Origin of the sequence: Paenibacillus sp. Soil750 (assembly GCF_001428045.1) — a bacterium.
Taxonomy (GTDB): domain Bacteria; phylum Bacillota; class Bacilli; order Paenibacillales; family NBRC-103111; genus Paenibacillus_E; species Paenibacillus_E allorhizoplanae.
The window spans coordinates 437,514-454,918 of record NZ_LMSD01000023.1; the positions used below are offsets into that span (position 1 = coordinate 437,514).

Genomic DNA, 17,405 nt, shown 5'->3' on the forward strand with positions numbered 1-17,405 from the left:
GAGTGGATGAAGATGATGGTGAAAGTCGGCAACCGCGAGTTAGAGATGCATGGGCAGCATTTAGAGGAGCTTAGAAGCTCTAATGATATTTTTCATGATATTGGAGCATTGCGTGAACGAATGGAAGAGGATGGGTACTTACTCATTCGCGGATTTCATAATCGGGACAAGGTGTTGGAAGCTCGTACAAGCATTTTGGAAAAAATGGCCCAGATGGGGAAGCTAGATCGTGACACTCAGCTTGAAGATGGCGTGATGGCCGATGGCAGCAAAACCATTTTCATGGGCGGGACGAATGAAGATTTGCCAGCGCTCTTAAATGTCTTGAATGGCGATCATATTATGCGCTTCTTTGATGAATTTCTGGGTGACAAATCGTTAACCTATCATTACAAATGGCTGAGAGCCGTTGGGAAAGGTGATTTCACAGGGGCGCATTATGATATCGTTTACATGGGGAGAGGAACGCATAATGTGTATACGGTATGGTCCCCGCTGGGTGATATTTCCTATGAGATGGGAGGTCTAGCTATCTGTCTTGGCTCACACCTTTTCGAAAAATTGAAAGCGTCCTACGGCTCTAAGGATGCTGATCGTGATGGCGTGAATCATTATACAGATGATCCGTTATTCATTACGGAGAAATTTGGCGGTAAGTGGGCAACAACCGAATTCCAGGCAGGGGATGTGCTTATATTCGGCATGTTCTTGATGCACTGTTCCCTTGAAAATACGACAAACCAGTATCGGATTAGTGTAGATGCAAGGTATCAGTCGATGAACGAGAAAGTAGATGAAAGATGGAGCGGTAAGAAACCGAAGGGCCATGTTAAATAAGTCGATTGCCAGTTAACCTCCGTAAATTCGGATGTTAGCTGGTTTTTTTATTGTAGCAAGTACCAATAAAAGTTAGAATAAAAATATGGTAACTATCGAATGTCTAATAAAGCTGAGCAGATTTAGGTGAAAAAACGTTCCTAGGAGGGAATAGCAAAATGAACACAAGTAAACGACTTAAAGAACGATTGACGCCACTTCTTAAAAGTATCACGGAAAAAGGACCGGCGGGCTGTGCCTGTACCGTTGTGCAACGAGGAGAAGTACTCTATAAGGAAACCCTAGGATATGCGGATTTGGAGAAGAAGCAGGAGCTAACGCCAGATACGATCTACCGGATCTATTCAATGACGAAAGTAATTACATGCGTTGCGGCACTGATGCTCTATGAGAAAGGGCTCTATTTGCTTAACGATCCATTGGAGGAATACTTACCCGCCTTCAAAAATCAACAGACATTCCGAGATAACAATGGTACGAAATCTTTGTCTCCTGTGACCAATCCAATCCTTATCAAGGACCTGTTCACGATGACTTCAGGGCTTACCTATCCTGGAGAAGACACGGAAACCGAAAGACAAACTCGTACTATGTTGGAGAACGTTAAAAAAGAGACGATGGACATGCAGACGTTATCCAAAGGATTGGCAACCATTCCGCTGGAATTCGATCCCGGCACGCGCTGGAAGTATGGTTTCAGTCACGATGTTCTGACCGCATTGATTGAAGTGCTGACGGGGCAAACGGTTGGCGAGTTTCTCAAGAAGGAAATTTTCGATCCGTTAGGGATGATCGACACCTCATTCCGGATAACGGAAGACAAGCGAAATCGTCTATGCACCATCTACGATCGTCCAGAAGGCGGCGCGCTTACACCTAATACAAAGACAGATGCCAGCTATCAACCTGGAAGCCGCTATGAAAGTGGAGGAGGTGGCCTGCTTTCGACCATTGGGGATTACAGCCAGTTTGCACAGCTGCTTGCCAAAGGCGGGGAGCATGAAGGGGTGCGTCTTCTTAGTTCGAAAACGATTCAATTGATGGCGACTAATCACTTAAATCCGCAACAGCTCAAGGATTTCAATTGGCAGCAATTGCGTGGTTATGGCTACGGTTTAGGTGTTCGTGTCATGATGGATCCGGCTGTTGGTGGCAGTAACAGCTCCATCGGTGAATTCGGTTGGGCTGGTCTAGCTGGGTCGTACATGTTAATTGATCCGAAAGAAGAGCTGTCCGTTGTGTACATGCAGCAGATGCTGCCGAGCCAGGAGCCCTTCATACATCCGCGACTGCGTGCTGCGATTTACGGGGCATTGGACTAAGGGGAAGGATTTTTTATATAATAAATGGAAAATTTACATCTAATTTTAAGTAATCACCCCGAAAACAGCAGAAGTTCATAAATTACCTACCTATTTTCCAGTTAATCAACAAATTCCAAATTAAATCAGGAATCTAACTGGAGGTTTCCAGTTAACGAAAAAGAGAATGTCTCAAGGTCTAAATCGACTTTCGAGACATCCTCTTTTTTTTGCTCCAGCGAGGACCATGGTACTGTGAAAGGGAACCACGTTCCGTATCTTTTGGCAAGGTCCGGAGATATAAGAGATATCGCGATCCAGAAGTGCGCGCGGTATCCCTAAAGCTTCTTCATGACCTCGAAAATACGCAAATCATTAATTGTTTGGATAACCATCGTTGAATCTGGCATTTGAAATTTCTTCAGAATAGAATTGATCTGCTTCTTGATCGTTTCATACTCGACGCACCGTTCTTCGGCGATTTGCTTTCGCTTCTTGCCTTCACATAACAGTCTTAGTACCTGTAATTCGCTGGGGGTAAGCTCCGAAATAATCTGAATAATATTCAGCAGGGAGCTCTCAGCTCGCTTCACACGTGCAAATTCTTCGCGTATCTTCTCGGCGATCATCGGGCGGATCGGCGAAGCATTCATGAATGCGGAGCGCACGGCTTCCATGATCTCGCCGTCAGCTGCATTTTTGAGCAAATAGTCCGTGATGCCCGTCTGGAAGGCCGCGAAAATGAAGTTCTCATCCTTGTGAACGGTGAGTACGATGATTTTCATCCGAGGGTATTTCTCATGAATTAATTTCGCCGCTTGAATACCTGCAAACTGGGATTCCATCTCGATATCCATGAGAATGACATCCGGTTGATGCAGGGCTGCCTGAATAACCGCATCATGTCCCGATGAAGCACGCGCCACACAGGCAAAATCATCGTGTTTGGCGAATGTCCTTTCCAGCCTTCTGAGGTGGGCTTCCATGTCATCGGCGATGAGAATACGGATAGGTTGTTGTGTCATTGTGCAGTCCTCCCCTTTCGTCAGCTGTCCCATTCTTTAGATAATCGGCAGGAACACCGTAAAGGTCGTTCCAACGTCTTTCTTGCTTTCTACGACAATCTTGCCATCGTGGCCTAAGATGATTTTATGACAGTAGGACAAGCCGATCCCCCAGTTGTTTACCGATGCTTTCGTGGTGAAAAAAGGATCGAAAATCGCCTCCAAATGCTCCTCAGCAACACCAGGGCCATTATCGGAAATCCGGATAAGCGCCCAGCCGTTCTGCTGGCTGCGTTCAACCACAATGCGGCCATCCTCGTGGAACTGCAGGGATTCGCTGGCATTAAGAAGTAGGTTATAAATGGCTTCGGTCAAATGACCGGGATCAATATAGCTAGTAGCAAGGAGTGTGCCAGGCGAATAGTCGACTTGGCAGCCAATAGCTTGTTCACTTAACCGAGCAATAGCCTGCTCAACCGGAATATCAATAGACATCGGCTGGAGATTCAAGTTCATATTTTTCAACTTATCTGCGGCTTCATTGATGCTGGTGAGTGCCGACTGCGACGATTGTAAGATGAGGTCAAGACTGTATAAGGATTCGCTGTCCGCCTGATGGCGCTCTTTCAGATAGGTCGCTTCGGACTGTATGCCGATCAAATGATTTTTGAGGGCATGTGTAAAAGCGCGTGTTCCGAGCGTCGCCGTGTCGATGCTTTTATTGATTTGTATATCGCGGTTTTTGCGGTAATTCTCTATCGAGTTAAATTTGTAAACCAGGTAAATCATCAAGATTAGTGTTAAATAAATGGCAAAAGGAAATACAGGTAGTAAGATCGACTGATAGCCAAGGGGTGGCTGCAGATAGTTGAAATATCCTTTCAAGTACGTTTCCTTAACCAATACTTTCGGGGCCCATGAGAAAATAAATAGATGGATGACGACGAGCGGAATAAAGAGCAAAACATGATACAGTGTTAAATTTTTGATAAACCTAATTTTCGGATAATTCAAATAATAGTTGATGAGCACACCAAAAGCAACTATAAGTATGAGGTAGCGAAGGCTCATTAAGGTAATTTCGATCGTGTTCAAGAATAGCAGGCTGTCGATCCAATGGCTTAGTGCAATATGAAAAGCGGGATCATAGTAAGCCGTCTCGATAATAAAAAAGAGCGAGATGCCGCCATAAACGAACCGTTGCTTTGATAGGCTAAGACTGCGGGTGAAGGCGATGGCAAAGCCAAGCAGTGAGCAGTAAAACAGTCCAACGCCGACGTTCAGCATACGAATGAGCCAATTGGGGTTAAACTTGGTCAAAACCAAGTAATTCCATGTGCCAGGGCTGAAATCAAAGAAGCTGTGAATGACATTGAAATAGTAATTGAATTTACTCAGGTATAACGTAAAGGATACGAAAGAAAGCACCCAACCGATAATAATGCCGTACATGAAGCGGGTTGACGCATGATTTAGCTTTTTATATGTGAATAAAATGGTGAAAATAAGCAGGACTAACGTAACGAACAGCATCGGATCACTTCCTTCTCAGCAGCCAAATGGGGGAATAAAACATTCATCTGTCAGACTCCTTGGCATCTACGTATAATTCAAATTAAGAAAACGCAAACAAATCATATCAAAAAAAGGGTGAGTGTCCAATGAAAAAAAGTTTGAAGCTTGGTGTGACTGGCACATTGCTGATGGGATTGCTGGCAGGATGCGGCTCCGCTGGGACAACGGCGGGAGATAAGAATACAACTTCTCCGGATGCCAAAGCGGCACAAGTCAAATTGAAAGCTACTGTACTTCCGGATGATTTGGAAACGTTTAAAACGGCTTATGCCGAATTTAACAAAGAGAACCCGAATATTCAAGTACAATTCGAAACGATTCCACAAGCGCAGTATTATGAGAAGCTTCGCATGCAGCTGTCCTCGGGTGAGGATATGGATTTATTCGGCGGGACGATGGACGTGTTCTTGGATACTGGCATTCTAGAGCCTTTAGATGATTATGTCAAAAAAGCAAATGTAGATGTATCCGGATTTGGCCCGTTGTACGATGCGTTAAAAGTAAACGATAAAGTGTTCGGACTTCCGTATCGGAAATCCAACTGGATGCTGTTCTACAACAAAACATTGTTCGATCAAGCCGGCGTTGCTTATCCGAAAGCGGATATGACATGGAACGATTTCCGTGAACTAGCGAAGAAGATGACGAAAGGCGAGGGCTCTAACAAAGTGTATGGAGCATTCGTACATCCATGGGCACAAACATGGTATATGCAAGGCGTTCAAACTGGCGCTTCGATCATCGATAAAGACTTATCCGCGTTCAAGAAGGGACTTCAATTCCGAATGGACATGGAGAAAGACGGCTCAATCATGGGCTGGGCAGAACAAATTACAACGTCCGCGCATTACAACGCTGCTTTCCAAAAAGGAAATATCGCGATGAACTTAATCGGGGATTGGCATGTGGCACAGCTTAGACAAGCAGAAACAGAGAAGAAAATTAGCTTTGATTGGGACGTTGTGCCAGTTCCACATCCAGAAGGCGTAGCTGCTAATACAAGCTTGGCGACTCCGGTATCTTTGATGGTCAGTAAAAACTCCAAGCACAAAGAAGAAGCGTTCAAAGTGGTTCAATTCATGACCGGTGTGAAAGGCGCGAAGCAATTCGCAGCCAAAGGCTTCCTCACAGGCTATATCAATGATGATATTCGTAAGACGTATATTGGCGACGGTAGCTTGAAGCCTAAGAACATTCACTATTTCGTGGAACAAAAGGAATATCCAGAATATCCTTTGCTACCTGGTGTGAAAAACATTCTGGTGAACAGCGTCTACAAACAAGAAGGCGAAATGGCATTAACAGGCGCTCAAACCGTCGATCAAGCGATTCAAAAGATCGGTCAGCGTGTTGCTTCTGAATGGGCAGATAAATATGCCAAGGATTACAAAGCAGGCAAGAAATAAGTCATAGAACAGAAACAGTCGGGCTTCGCCGAATGAAGGTGGGGCTCGATTGCTTCAATAGGGGTGAAGTATATGAAGGTTACAAGCAAAGCATTACGACGTAATCGGTTGACAGGGTATACATTTTTGCTTCCCAATATACTTGGATTTTTAATTTTTATTTGCTTGCCAGTGTGTGCTTCCTTCCTTATGAGCTTTACAGAATGGAACGGGTTTGGCGAAATTAAATGGGCTGGAATTTCGAATTATACGCACTTATGGCAGGATGAAACGTTTCGTATCTCACTGTTCAACAGTTTAATTATGACAGCTGTGTCTGTACCGGTGACATTGTTCCTTGCAATTTTGGCAGCAGTCGCCCTCAATAAAGGCTTGAGAGGCGTTAAAATATTCCGAACGGCGATTTTCCTTCCGCACATTACAGCAACGATTGCCGTAGCCGTCGTGTGGCAGCTGCTCTATAACCCGACCATGGGTCCCATTAACGGGATACTCAGAAGCATCGGAATCGATAATCCGCCTATGTGGCTGGCTTCGACACAATGGGCACTGGCCTCGGTGATTATCGTCAGTATCTGGCATTCCATCGGTTACTACATGGTACTTTACTTAGCAGGCTTACAGGGGATTCCTAAGGATCTGTATGAAGCAGCTGAAATCGATGGTGCAGGTAAAGTCGCACAATTCCGTAAAATTACGGTGCCCATGCTGTCGCCTGTTATTTTCTTTACGGTAATTATGGGCATCATCAATTCATTCAAAGTATTCGATCTTGTGTTCGTCTTGACCAAAGGAGGACCAGGTCGTTCAACGCACATGTTGGTTTACGACATTTATTACACGGCTTTCCAACGTTTTGAATATGGCTATGCCTCGGCGATGGCTTACGTGCTATTCACGATTATTCTCATTATTACGTTGATTCAATTTAGAGGACAAAAACGTTGGGTGAACTATTCCTAATGAGCGGATTGGTTTGTAGAAAGGAGAAGCCAGCATGAGTATGCAATTAGAATCAAGTCAGATCACCATGAGGCTGTCGAGGCGTCCACAGCTTGGCGCAGTAGTTAGAAAAACCGTGTTATATCTCGTTGTTACTGCTGTTGCCTTGTCCATGGTTGTTCCTTTCCTTTGGATGCTCTCGGCATCCGTGAAATCTGAGGCAGAAATATTCAGCTTCCCGATTCAGTGGATACCGAGCCACTTTTACTGGTCGAATTATAGCAAGGTATGGACGGAGCTTCCTTTTTTCACCTACTACTTGAATACAATCAAAATTGCCGTGCTTACAACGCTGCTGCAAATTGTTACATGTTCCACGGCTGCGTATGCGTTTGCCAAAGTGAAATTTCCTGAACGGGATAAATTGTTCTTCCTATATGTGGCGACGATGATGGTACCTTACCAAGTCATGATGATTCCTCAGTTCATGTTAATGAAGAAAATTGGACTCATTGATTCGCATTGGGCATTGATTCTTCTTGGAGCTTTTAGTCCTTTCGGCGTGTTCTTATTCAGACAGTTCTTTATGGCGATTCCGGAGGAGCTCTCCGAAGCGGCAAGAATTGACGGACTGAGCGAGTTCGGCATCTATTCGCGGGTCATTCTACCGTTAATTCGGCCAGCGATTGCCAGCTTAACGATTTTTACCTTCATGCATGCGTGGAACGATTTCCTCGGTCCATTAATCTACTTGAATTCGGATAGCTTGTTTACGCTCCAACTTGGCATGCAGCATTTCCAATCCGAGCATGCGACGGAGTATGGGCCGTTGATGGCAGCTGCGGTATGCGCCATTATTCCAACCATTCTGATTTACTTTATGGCCCAAGACCATTTCGTTGAAGGGATTTCCGCAGGCGCGGTTAAAGGGTGAGCCCGACATGAAGCCCAATATCATTTATATTTTTGCAGATCAATGGCGAAAGCAAGCAGTAGGGTTTACTGGCGAAGATCCGGTGATTACGCCGAATATCGACAGCTTTGCTCAGGAGAGTCTGGTATTTAACCATGCGCTCTCTTGTACGCCACTGTGCTCGCCGCACAGGGCAGCGCTCATGACGGGTAAGTATCCGCAATCGACGGGGGTCTATACGAACTGTAAAATCGGTGCGGACGTTATGCTGAGTCCCGAAGAGGTAGGTATCGGAGATGCGCTGAAGGCTGCGGGGTATCAAACGGGTTATATCGGTAAATGGCATCTGGATTTACCTGAGCAGAATGAGTGTCCAGATCCTGAATCTGGCGCGCGCGAGTGGGATGCGTATACACCGCCAGGTCCCAAACGGCACGGCTTCGATTTCTGGTATTCGTACGGTGCGTATGATCATCATCTGAAACCGCATTATTGGAAAGATACGCCGGAGATGATTCAAGTCGACCAATGGTCATTGGAGCATGAGACCGATGTGGCGTTGGACTTTATTCGGGCCCGAGGAAAAGAACAAACGGATCCGTTTGCTTTATTTGTCTCTTGGAATCCGCCGCATAGTCCCTTCGAACTTGTACCTGAACGCTACAAGGAGCTATACAAGGGTCGAGAGCTGAACTTACGTCCGAATGCGAGCTCGGAGCATCTAGCAGCGCATACAGGTGAGCCTTTTCAAAGTGGGGATGAGGCCTTGCACAGGTACACCCGTGATTATTTCGCTGCTGTGTCTGGGATGGATGAGCAGTTCGGCCGAATTTACCGGGAAATTCAAGATCTTGGCCTTGCCGAGAACACGCTGATCGTGCTCTCGTCAGATCACGGTGAGCTAATGGGCTCTCACGGCCTCATGGCAAAGCATTCCTGGCATGAGGAATCCATTGCGATCCCTTGTTTGATGAGCTGGAAAGGCATGATTGGGCAGGGCAGCACGGATATGCTTTTTAATAGTGTGGATATTATGCCTACGTTACTCGGTCTTGCTGGGGTCCCCGTTCCTACGACAGTTGAAGGACTTGATCTGTCCGGTGATCTTCTTGGAACGAGCCATACCGACGTTTCTTCTGCTTTTATCTGTGCATTCCCCGGAAGGAAGGATGCGATTGAACTCTTCGCTTCCGCTGGTTTAGACAATCGGAGATTTGGCTGGCGGGGAATCCGCACAAGCCAGTATACCTATGTCGTGCATAAAGGTTATGCGCCTGGCGCCGAAGTGCAGCGTCTATTGTATGAACATGAGAAGGACCCTTATCAACTCAATCCTGTTATGTTAAAAGAACGGCCACAGACGGAGCTACTGTTGTCATTAGAGGAAGAACTGCAAAACTGGTTAGATCGTACTCATGATAAGTTTGAATTGGCATGAGAGTTGAAATAACGAATAGGAAACAGGCAAACAGAGAGGATGACAGCGATGTGGCGTGAAGCAATTGAAGATGCAATCGGCAAAATTCGCCGGAACTTGGAGCAGCATCCAGGCACTTTTCCGCATATCACCAATGAAAAGCGGTATGCATGGTCTGCGAATGAAGATTGGATTGAAGGTTTTCATACTGGGCTTACTTGGCTGAGCTATGAGTACAGTCAAGATACATTCTTCCTAGATCAAGCGAAGCAGCAGATTGCAGACTTTAAACAGCGGCTGGGAGCGAAAGTATGTTTAGAGCATCACGATATCGGTTTCCTGTACGGACTATCGGCGTTAGCCGGATGGATCGTAGAGAAGGACGAGCGTGCTCGTGATCTTGCTCTGCAAGCGGCGGATCATTTGTTAGGAAGATGGCGTGAGCCAGGCGGATTTTTGCAAGCATGGGGTCCAGAAAACGATGAGAAAAATGGCGGACGAATCATTATTGATTGCTTACTGAATTTGCCTTTGTTATATTGGGCTTCCGAAGTGACGGGTCTACCGAAATATGCAGAAGTTGCCTACAAGCAGGCCGAACTTTCTAGACGGTATCTGGTACGGGGCGATGATTCTTCGTATCATACGTTTTATTTTAATAAGGAGACAGGAGATCCGCTTGGCGGAGGCACCCATCAAGGCTACACGGATGGCTCGACTTGGACGCGAGGTCAGGCGTGGGGTATCTACGGCTTCGCACTTTCTTACCGTTATACCAAAGATCCTGCCTTCCTGCAAACGGCTAAACGGTTGTTAAGCTATTTCCTTGATCATTTACCAGAAGATCATGTTGCTTATTGGGATTTCAACGTGCCGATTGAAGCGAATACGAGTCGCGACAGCTCGGCATCAGCCATCACGGCTTGCGGAATGCTGGAGCTGCTAGACCTTATTCCGGAAGAAGATGCAGATCGCAGTTGGATCCAGCAGGGACTGAATCAAACCATGAATTCCCTTGTGAACCAGTATGCAACCATTGGCGAAGAAGCGGAAGGCTTGCTAAAGCACGGTTCCTACCATGTAAGAGGCAATAGCGGCTTGGATGACTATATGATTTGGGGCGATTATTACTATTTGGAAGCGTTAATGCGTATGGAACGCGGAATTCCGGGTTATTGGTATGAACGGAAGACAAAGTAATTTTACGAAGGTAACTAGGCAGAAGAAGAGCGCACAGTTTACAATGTACGTTCTTCTTTTTGATCAAGGAGGTTGTGTAGAGCGTTCCAATTCATAGGCGAACTGTCATAAGAATGATTAAAAAAATTGATGGATGCTGGAGGTAAGGTATGAGCCTATCGTTTAAGAAATGGTTAGCTGGTGTCATGGTTTTTGCGATATGTTTCTCAATTGGGTTTCCAGGGGGCGGTGGGTTGCCAAGGTCTAAGGCTGCTGCTACCGTGCATGTTAGTGTGAATTATGATGAAAGTGCAACGGCTAAAAACACGAAGATTTACAATGGGACAACCTACAATGGTACGATTGGAGGCGCCTGGGGGACTTATAATTCTGCTGCTAATACAGATTATGTCATGATGACACAAGCTCCTTTGCGTGATGATTACAGCCTCAAGATGGTTTCCAATACAACAAACATCAATACGGGAAGAAACAACTTAGGCGGTTCCGTAGCAGGAAATACCGGGATTTCGGGTAATCTTGTGTTCGAAGCTTCCGTTTATATGAATAGTACCCAGCATCGCAGGGATATTCAATTCAGAAGCTTAAACGCGCCAGTTCCTGCCTCGGCAACAACGAATGTCTCTGTCCTTTCATTTGATAACACAGGGAAAATAAGGGATGCGAATAATCTAGCGTTGGCCAACTATGCAGCAAATACTTGGTATCATTTAAAACTATTTGTTGATAACGCTTCCAGAAAAATTAGTTACTTTGCCAATGGTCAATTTCTAGGAGAAGCCCCCCTTCCAGTGGCATGGTTGAATATCCGACATATCTATTTGTATCAATATTTTAAAAGTGGCGTTCTGGGTGAGTGGTATGTGGACGATTTAAAACTCTCGGATTATGTACCCGTGACAGGTCTAACTACCTCGCTTGATGCACTCGAATTAGCTGAGACAACCAGCTCCACCATCACGGCAATTACTCTACCAGTAGATGCATCCGATCAACGCTTCTTATGGCACGTGGACGATCCAACAGTTGCTACCGTCACGTATGGCTTAGTTAGCGCAGTAAAGGAGGGCAACACGACCGTTACGGTAAGCACATATGGAGGTGTATTCACGAAATCGATTCCGATAACCGTCATCAAACCAGTCCAATTGACCAACGTTACCTTACCCAACCAGGCTTCCTTGGTAGAAGGGAAATCCCTTCCGTTACAGGTCACATTCCAACCTGATAACGCAACGAACAAAAAGTTGATTTGGCAATCATCCGATCCGAGTGTTGCAAACGTAGATACGAATGGGATCGTAACCGGAATTGGTGAAGGCCATGCAACAATTACGGCTACATCTGAATCAAACAATGCGATTACAAGCCATACAGCGGTGACCGTAACACCGTTTATTCCCCTTACAAGTGTAAGTTTTACGAATGCGCCATTACAAATGACCAACTATGATACTTTTCAATTGGAAACTGTCGTTGAGCCAGCCAACGCAACCGATAAATTGCTGACATGGCAATCGAGTCATCCAAGTATTATTCGTGTTGATGAGAATGGACTTGTAAGGGCATTGAAAGTAGGCACGGCAATCATAACAGCAACTTCGTCCAATGGTAAGCAAGCATCGGCTACGATTGAAGTTAAGGCTCCTGTGCTTAAAGATCCGCAAGAATACGATAAACTTAGAATTCGTTGGAAAGAAACACTAACGGGCAGAGACTATTTGGACATTACGAATAGTGAGATAAAAAGCAGAATTGAAGATAATGCAGCGAAAGCGCAATTGTATTGGGATAGCCTGCAAATAAATGGTGCCAGTACGACGCTATGGTCAGATTTAGTACCTTCCGCTTCGGATTCAACCTTTGTACTTGATCACTATACACGCTTGAAAGTTATGGCATTGTCATACGCAACAAAGGGGACAATTCTCTACAACAACCCTGCGTTAAAAACAGACATTCTTGGGGCTATGGATTGGATGTTAGATCATCTATACAAGAACACTGGGGTGGAATATGGTAATTGGTGGAACTGGGATATCGGTACCCCAACTCGCTTAGCGGATATTCTCATCCTTATGTATGATGATTTGACACCAGAGCAAATTGCAAGAAATACAGCAAGCATCGATCATTATATTGGAGATATTAGTTTACCTACGTTTACCCAGGTAGGGGCCAATCGTTCGGATATTATGTTGATTGAAACGCGAATGGGTCTTGTTGAGAAAAACTATGATCGTCTTATTCATGCACGTGATGGATTGACGCCTCTTTTTGATTATGTGACAACCGGCGATGGCTTCTATGAGGATGGTTCATTTATTCAGCATAGTAAGATTGCTTATACAGGTAGTTATGGTGAAGTGCTAATTAGCGGGATGGGCAACTTGCTGCTGTTATTGAATGGGAGCACTTGGCAGCCTGTCGTTCCTGAAGTAGAGCATGTGTATCGATGGATCAGAGAAGGATATGCTCCGGTCATGTACAAAGGGCAGATCCTAGATATGACACGTGGCCGTGCAATCGTTAGGAAAGGTTTAGATGCCTATGGATCAGGCCTAAATATTTTAATCGGAATGTCCCGTATCGCGCAAACGGCTTCAGATGAGAGGGCTGCGTATTTAAAAAGCTTCATAAAATATCACTTCCAGTTTCTTTTGGCTAGAGGATTGACCTACAGTCAACTACCTTTTGATTTGGCGGATACGATGAAAGAATGGATGGAAGACTCAGCTATACAACCTATAGCTGAAGTACCAGAACATGTTGAAATGAACGCGATGGCTCGCAGCATACATGTAGGTGATGGCTATCTTTTTGGCGTAAGTAAGAGTTCTAAGCGAATCGCAACCTACGAGTTAACGAATGGTGAAAATGCGAAAGGCTGGTACACCGGTGATGGCATGACCTATCTGTACAATAACGATTTATCACAGTATACGAATCATTATTGGGCTACCCTTAATTGGTATCGCTTGCCAGGTACAACTGTCGTTGTGAGACCTAGGACGTCAGACCAGTACCAATATGGCGATGGGGAATCATCTCCTGCGAACGCCTGGGCTGGTGGCGCGGTTTTAGGTAAATATGGTGTTACGGGCATGAATTTAATGCAGAATGGCACACAGCTGAAAGCGAATAAGTCGTGGTTTACTTTTGACAATGAAATTATTGCCTTAGGTTCGGATATTACAAGTACAGATAATAAGATCGTAGAGACGATCGTAGAACAGCGCAAGCTTACAGGAACTAATACGAATGACCTTTATGTGAATGGGGAGCGAAAGAACGGATTCTTTGGAGAGGAAACTCTGGAGCATCCTGAATGGGTTCATTTGCAAGGAAATGTGGCTGGTGCCGATATTGGCTACGTCTTCCCGGGTACACAATCACTTAAATTGATGCGTGCAGAGCAAGAAGGCCGATATTCGGATACAAGCCTGAGCAATCCGCCTGAAGCAACGGTACCTACGGAGTTGTTAAAAAATAATTATTTGACCATGTGGTTTGATCATGGTTCAAATCCAACCAATGACAGCTATGAATATGCGATCCTGCCTAATGCTAGCAAAACCGAAACCTCTGCGTATGCCTTATCTCCCGATTATACGGTTCTGGCCAATTCACAGGACGTTCAAGCGGTCCGTGAGAATAAGCTGGGCATGACGGGCTTCAATTTCTGGAAGGATAAAGTAACTTCCGTCGACGGCTTAACGTCAAATAGCCAAGCATCCGTCATGATGAAAGGGAGTACACATACAGGGGTATATGAGATTGCTGTTGCTGATCCAACGCTGGAGAATAATGGGTTCATCGAAATTGAGTTAGATAAGCCTGCTCAACGCGTGATTAACAAGGATGATCGAATAGAGATTCAAACGCTAAGCCCTAAGTTGAAATTCAAAGTAAATGTACAGAATACGATGGGGAAATCGCAGCATATCTCATTGCAATTTGAACCTGAACCTGAAGAAGAAACGGGACCTGGCACAACCGATCCTGATCCAACAGCTCCTGACGCGACAGAGCCTGAAGAAACAAAACCTGAACTAATGGAAAAGCCAGATATTATCATCGTGAAAGATGATAAAGCTACTGTAGAAATGGGACATGACAAGGAAACGATCTCCGTGCCAACAGCACAGATTCCGAATGTTCCTCTTGAAATTAACGGAGAGACAGCTCAGATTACTGTTCAGCCTGAAGTAGTCAAAGCACTGAAGGAGAAAGTAGTTGGCGATGGTAGTCAAACAACACTAGATATTACGGTACGCTCCATCTCAGAGCCTTCCATTTTGCAGGCAGGTGCAACTGATCCTACCGTTCGTGTAAATCTAGCAAGTCAAGCTATTGAATTTGCACTACGCATACGTTCTGAGGATGGTGAAACGTGGTCAGCAACTGAGCTCCAATCTGGAGTTGAAATTGTTCTACCATTTGATCCTGCAGGTAAGGATTCAGCGTTGCTTGGTGTATATAGATATGATAAAGCGAGCGGGAAATGGCAATACGTACGTGGAACAATCGATCTATCGGCTAAAGCAGCCATATTCACGCCGGACCAACCGGGCATTTACGCTGCACTGGCGTATGATAAGAAGTTTGATGATATGCCTGAATCACATTGGGCCTCACGAGCTGTGCAGGTATTGTCTGCGAAACATATCGTTGAAGGTATTACTTCGGGTGAATTTAATCCTAATGGGAAAACGACGAGGGCACAATTTACTACGTTGTTGGTTCGCTCTTTACATTTGAAGAAGCAGGCAACATGGACTTCGGAATTTGAAGATGTTCAGGCAGATGACTGGTATGCCCAAGATGTTGCTGCAGCAAGACGAGCCGGATTGGTCTCAGGTGTAACGGAACAGACATTCGATCCGAATGCAGTAATGACACGTGAACAGATGGCGATCCTATTAGTCAGAGCTTATGAGTATTTGAATGGCAGCTATACGTCTATCAAGAGTAAACTTGATGACTATGCAGATCAAAGCGAAATTTCTACCTGGGCATTAGAAGATGTGAATAAGGCGGTCGAACTCGGCATTCTTTCAGGCATCTCGAACGAACGATTCTCTCCTTCTTCCGCAGCTTTACGAATGGAAACGGCTGAAGCATTGTACAATTTCCTCAGGAAAAAATAGAAACCAAGTAAGAGGTAGCCGTGAGAGCGGCTGCCTTTTTCTTTGTTCGCAGAATGTATTTGTATCTTTGAACAGTCAAGTGATGTAGATTGGCTGTCTGTTTTTGTCGATTCGTAGAAACTCTTAAATTTAAGGGCGATTAATAGAGGATTTTATCAATTTAAGAAGAATACAACCAAAATCGATTGAATAAATGGGGGACGATTACTTGTGAGTCTAAAAGAATATGTAATCAATTCCTTAATGAACGCAACTTCGGATGGGATAGTAATCGTTGATTTAAATGGCGTAGTGTTGGAGGTAAATACGAAATTTGAAGAGTTACATGGGTGGACGAGGGAAGAGGTTATTGGGCAAGTATTGCCGATGACTCCTGACGAGTACAAAGAAGATGCGCTTAGACTATATCAATCATTAATAAACGGCGAGCCAATCAAGAATTTCGAAACGATGAAACTTAGAAAAGATGGGTCTTCATTTTACGCAAATGTAACAGTGTCTCCTGTGAAAAATACAGAAGGGTTGGTTATTGGATTTGTTGGTGTGGAAAGGGATATTAGCGAAAAGAAAAAAGCGGAAGAAGAGCTTTTAGAAAGAGAAAAACAGTTTAGAAAGTTACTCAAACTCAACCCTGAACCCATCGCGCTACATATGGATGGAATCATTCAGTTTGTCAATGATGCTTGTTGTAAACTTTTTGGCGGTGCTTCTTCAGACGAGTTCAAAGGAAAATCCATCTATGAATTTTTTTGCCCAAATGATAGGAACTTCATTGTAGCGCGACTACAGCAGGTCATGCATTCGGATATGGATAACTACAGTGAATTTATTGAGCGAAAGATGCGAAAGTTAGATGGCACTTTATTTGATGTAGAAATTTCTTCTATTTATGTTTATAAAAATTTGGGATTTCCTGTTGTACAGAGTGTGATTCGTGATCTCACTGAACGTAAAAAGTCCGAAGAAACGATGATTAGGTCTGAAAAATTAGCTTTAATTGGTCAACTGGCCGCTGGTATCGCACATGATATACGTAACCCATTGACTTCTTTAAAAGGGTTTGTACAATTACTTAAATATAAAAATACAGACTATGTTGACGTTATGATGGAAGAACTTGAACATATCAATTATGTTGTCAATGAATTTATGATGCTAGCAAAGCCACATCTAAGTCATTACATAGAGAGTAGGGCTATAGAGCTAGTTCAAAGTGTCATTAGTTTCTTACAACCGCATGCACTTCTGTATAATGTTCAAATACAATTGGAAATGGACCCAGACATACCTGTCATAACTTGCATACCTGACCAAATCAAACAAGTATTAATTAATGTGTTGAAGAATGCGATAGAGTCGATGGACAGTGGGGGATTAATACAAATATCCTGTAGAAATCGAATGAATCAAGACTTAATTATTTGTGTTAAAGATCAAGGCGTAGGTATTTCTGAAGAAATGTTAGCCCAGATAGGTGAGCCATTTTTCACAACAAAGGCGAATGGAACTGGTTTAGGGCTCATGGTTTGCAAGCGGATTGTGGAAGGTCATGGTGGTAAATTGTCCATTCAGAGCCAAATTAGTCAAGGGACTACCGTTGAAATTGCCCTACCTATAATTAATTCAAGATATCGTATATGAACAAATATTTTTAAAACTC

At 44.4% G+C, this 17,405-nt stretch carries 11 protein-coding genes; 9 read left to right on the top strand and 2 right to left on the bottom strand.

What is annotated here, in order from left to right; all coding sequences use genetic code 11:
* The first annotated feature begins 12 nt into the window (after window positions 1–12).
* On the top strand, window positions 13–837 hold the full coding sequence (locus tag ASL11_RS21890; protein ID WP_056619645.1) for a phytanoyl-CoA dioxygenase family protein: 825 nt from the start codon (window positions 13–15) through the stop codon (window positions 835–837).
* Between the two features lie 158 nt (window positions 838–995).
* Window positions 996–2,159, top strand: coding sequence for a serine hydrolase domain-containing protein (locus tag ASL11_RS21895; RefSeq protein WP_056619647.1), 1,164 nt, complete (start codon window positions 996–998; stop codon window positions 2,157–2,159).
* A gap of 317 nt (window positions 2,160–2,476) precedes the next feature.
* Here the strand turns inward: ASL11_RS21895 and ASL11_RS21900 are convergent, their stop codons facing one another.
* Window positions 2,477–3,163: a response regulator transcription factor gene (locus ASL11_RS21900; RefSeq protein ID WP_063795652.1), complete on the bottom strand. Its 687-nt coding sequence runs from the start codon at window positions 3,161–3,163 to the stop codon at window positions 2,477–2,479.
* 36 nt (window positions 3,164–3,199) lie between these two features.
* Window positions 3,200–4,675: a sensor histidine kinase gene (locus ASL11_RS21905; protein ID WP_056619652.1), complete on the bottom strand. Its 1,476-nt coding sequence runs from the start codon at window positions 4,673–4,675 to the stop codon at window positions 3,200–3,202.
* A gap of 128 nt (window positions 4,676–4,803) precedes the next feature.
* Here ASL11_RS21905 and ASL11_RS21910 point away from each other — a divergent pair, with 128 nt between their 5' ends.
* From ASL11_RS21910 to ASL11_RS21940, 7 genes are all read left to right on the top strand, one after another.
* Window positions 4,804–6,123, top strand: a complete 1,320-nt coding sequence (locus ASL11_RS21910; protein ID WP_235550536.1) for an ABC transporter substrate-binding protein — start codon at window positions 4,804–4,806, stop codon at window positions 6,121–6,123.
* Window positions 6,124–6,195: 72 nt separating this feature from the next.
* The gene (locus ASL11_RS21915; protein WP_056619655.1) at window positions 6,196–7,086 is read left to right on the top strand and encodes a carbohydrate ABC transporter permease; all 891 of its coding nucleotides are present in this window, start codon (window positions 6,196–6,198) and stop codon (window positions 7,084–7,086) included.
* Window positions 7,087–7,120: 34 nt separating this feature from the next.
* Window positions 7,121–7,999 carry a carbohydrate ABC transporter permease gene (locus ASL11_RS21920; RefSeq protein ID WP_082595679.1) on the top strand — a complete coding sequence of 293 codons (879 nt, stop codon included), beginning with the start codon at window positions 7,121–7,123 and terminating at the stop codon, window positions 7,997–7,999.
* A 7-nt stretch (window positions 8,000–8,006) separates the two neighbouring features.
* Window positions 8,007–9,416, top strand: coding sequence for a sulfatase family protein (locus ASL11_RS21925; protein WP_056619658.1), 1,410 nt, complete (start codon window positions 8,007–8,009; stop codon window positions 9,414–9,416).
* Between the two features lie 48 nt (window positions 9,417–9,464).
* On the top strand, window positions 9,465–10,595 hold the full coding sequence (locus ASL11_RS21930; RefSeq protein WP_056619661.1) for a glycoside hydrolase family 88 protein: 1,131 nt from the start codon (window positions 9,465–9,467) through the stop codon (window positions 10,593–10,595).
* A gap of 149 nt (window positions 10,596–10,744) precedes the next feature.
* Window positions 10,745–15,745 carry a polysaccharide lyase family 8 super-sandwich domain-containing protein gene (locus ASL11_RS21935; protein ID WP_056619663.1) on the top strand — a complete coding sequence of 1,667 codons (5,001 nt, stop codon included), beginning with the start codon at window positions 10,745–10,747 and terminating at the stop codon, window positions 15,743–15,745.
* A 210-nt stretch (window positions 15,746–15,955) separates the two neighbouring features.
* Window positions 15,956–17,386 carry a PAS domain-containing sensor histidine kinase gene (locus tag ASL11_RS21940; protein WP_056619671.1) on the top strand — a complete coding sequence of 477 codons (1,431 nt, stop codon included), beginning with the start codon at window positions 15,956–15,958 and terminating at the stop codon, window positions 17,384–17,386.
* Window positions 17,387–17,405 lie beyond the last annotated feature (19 nt).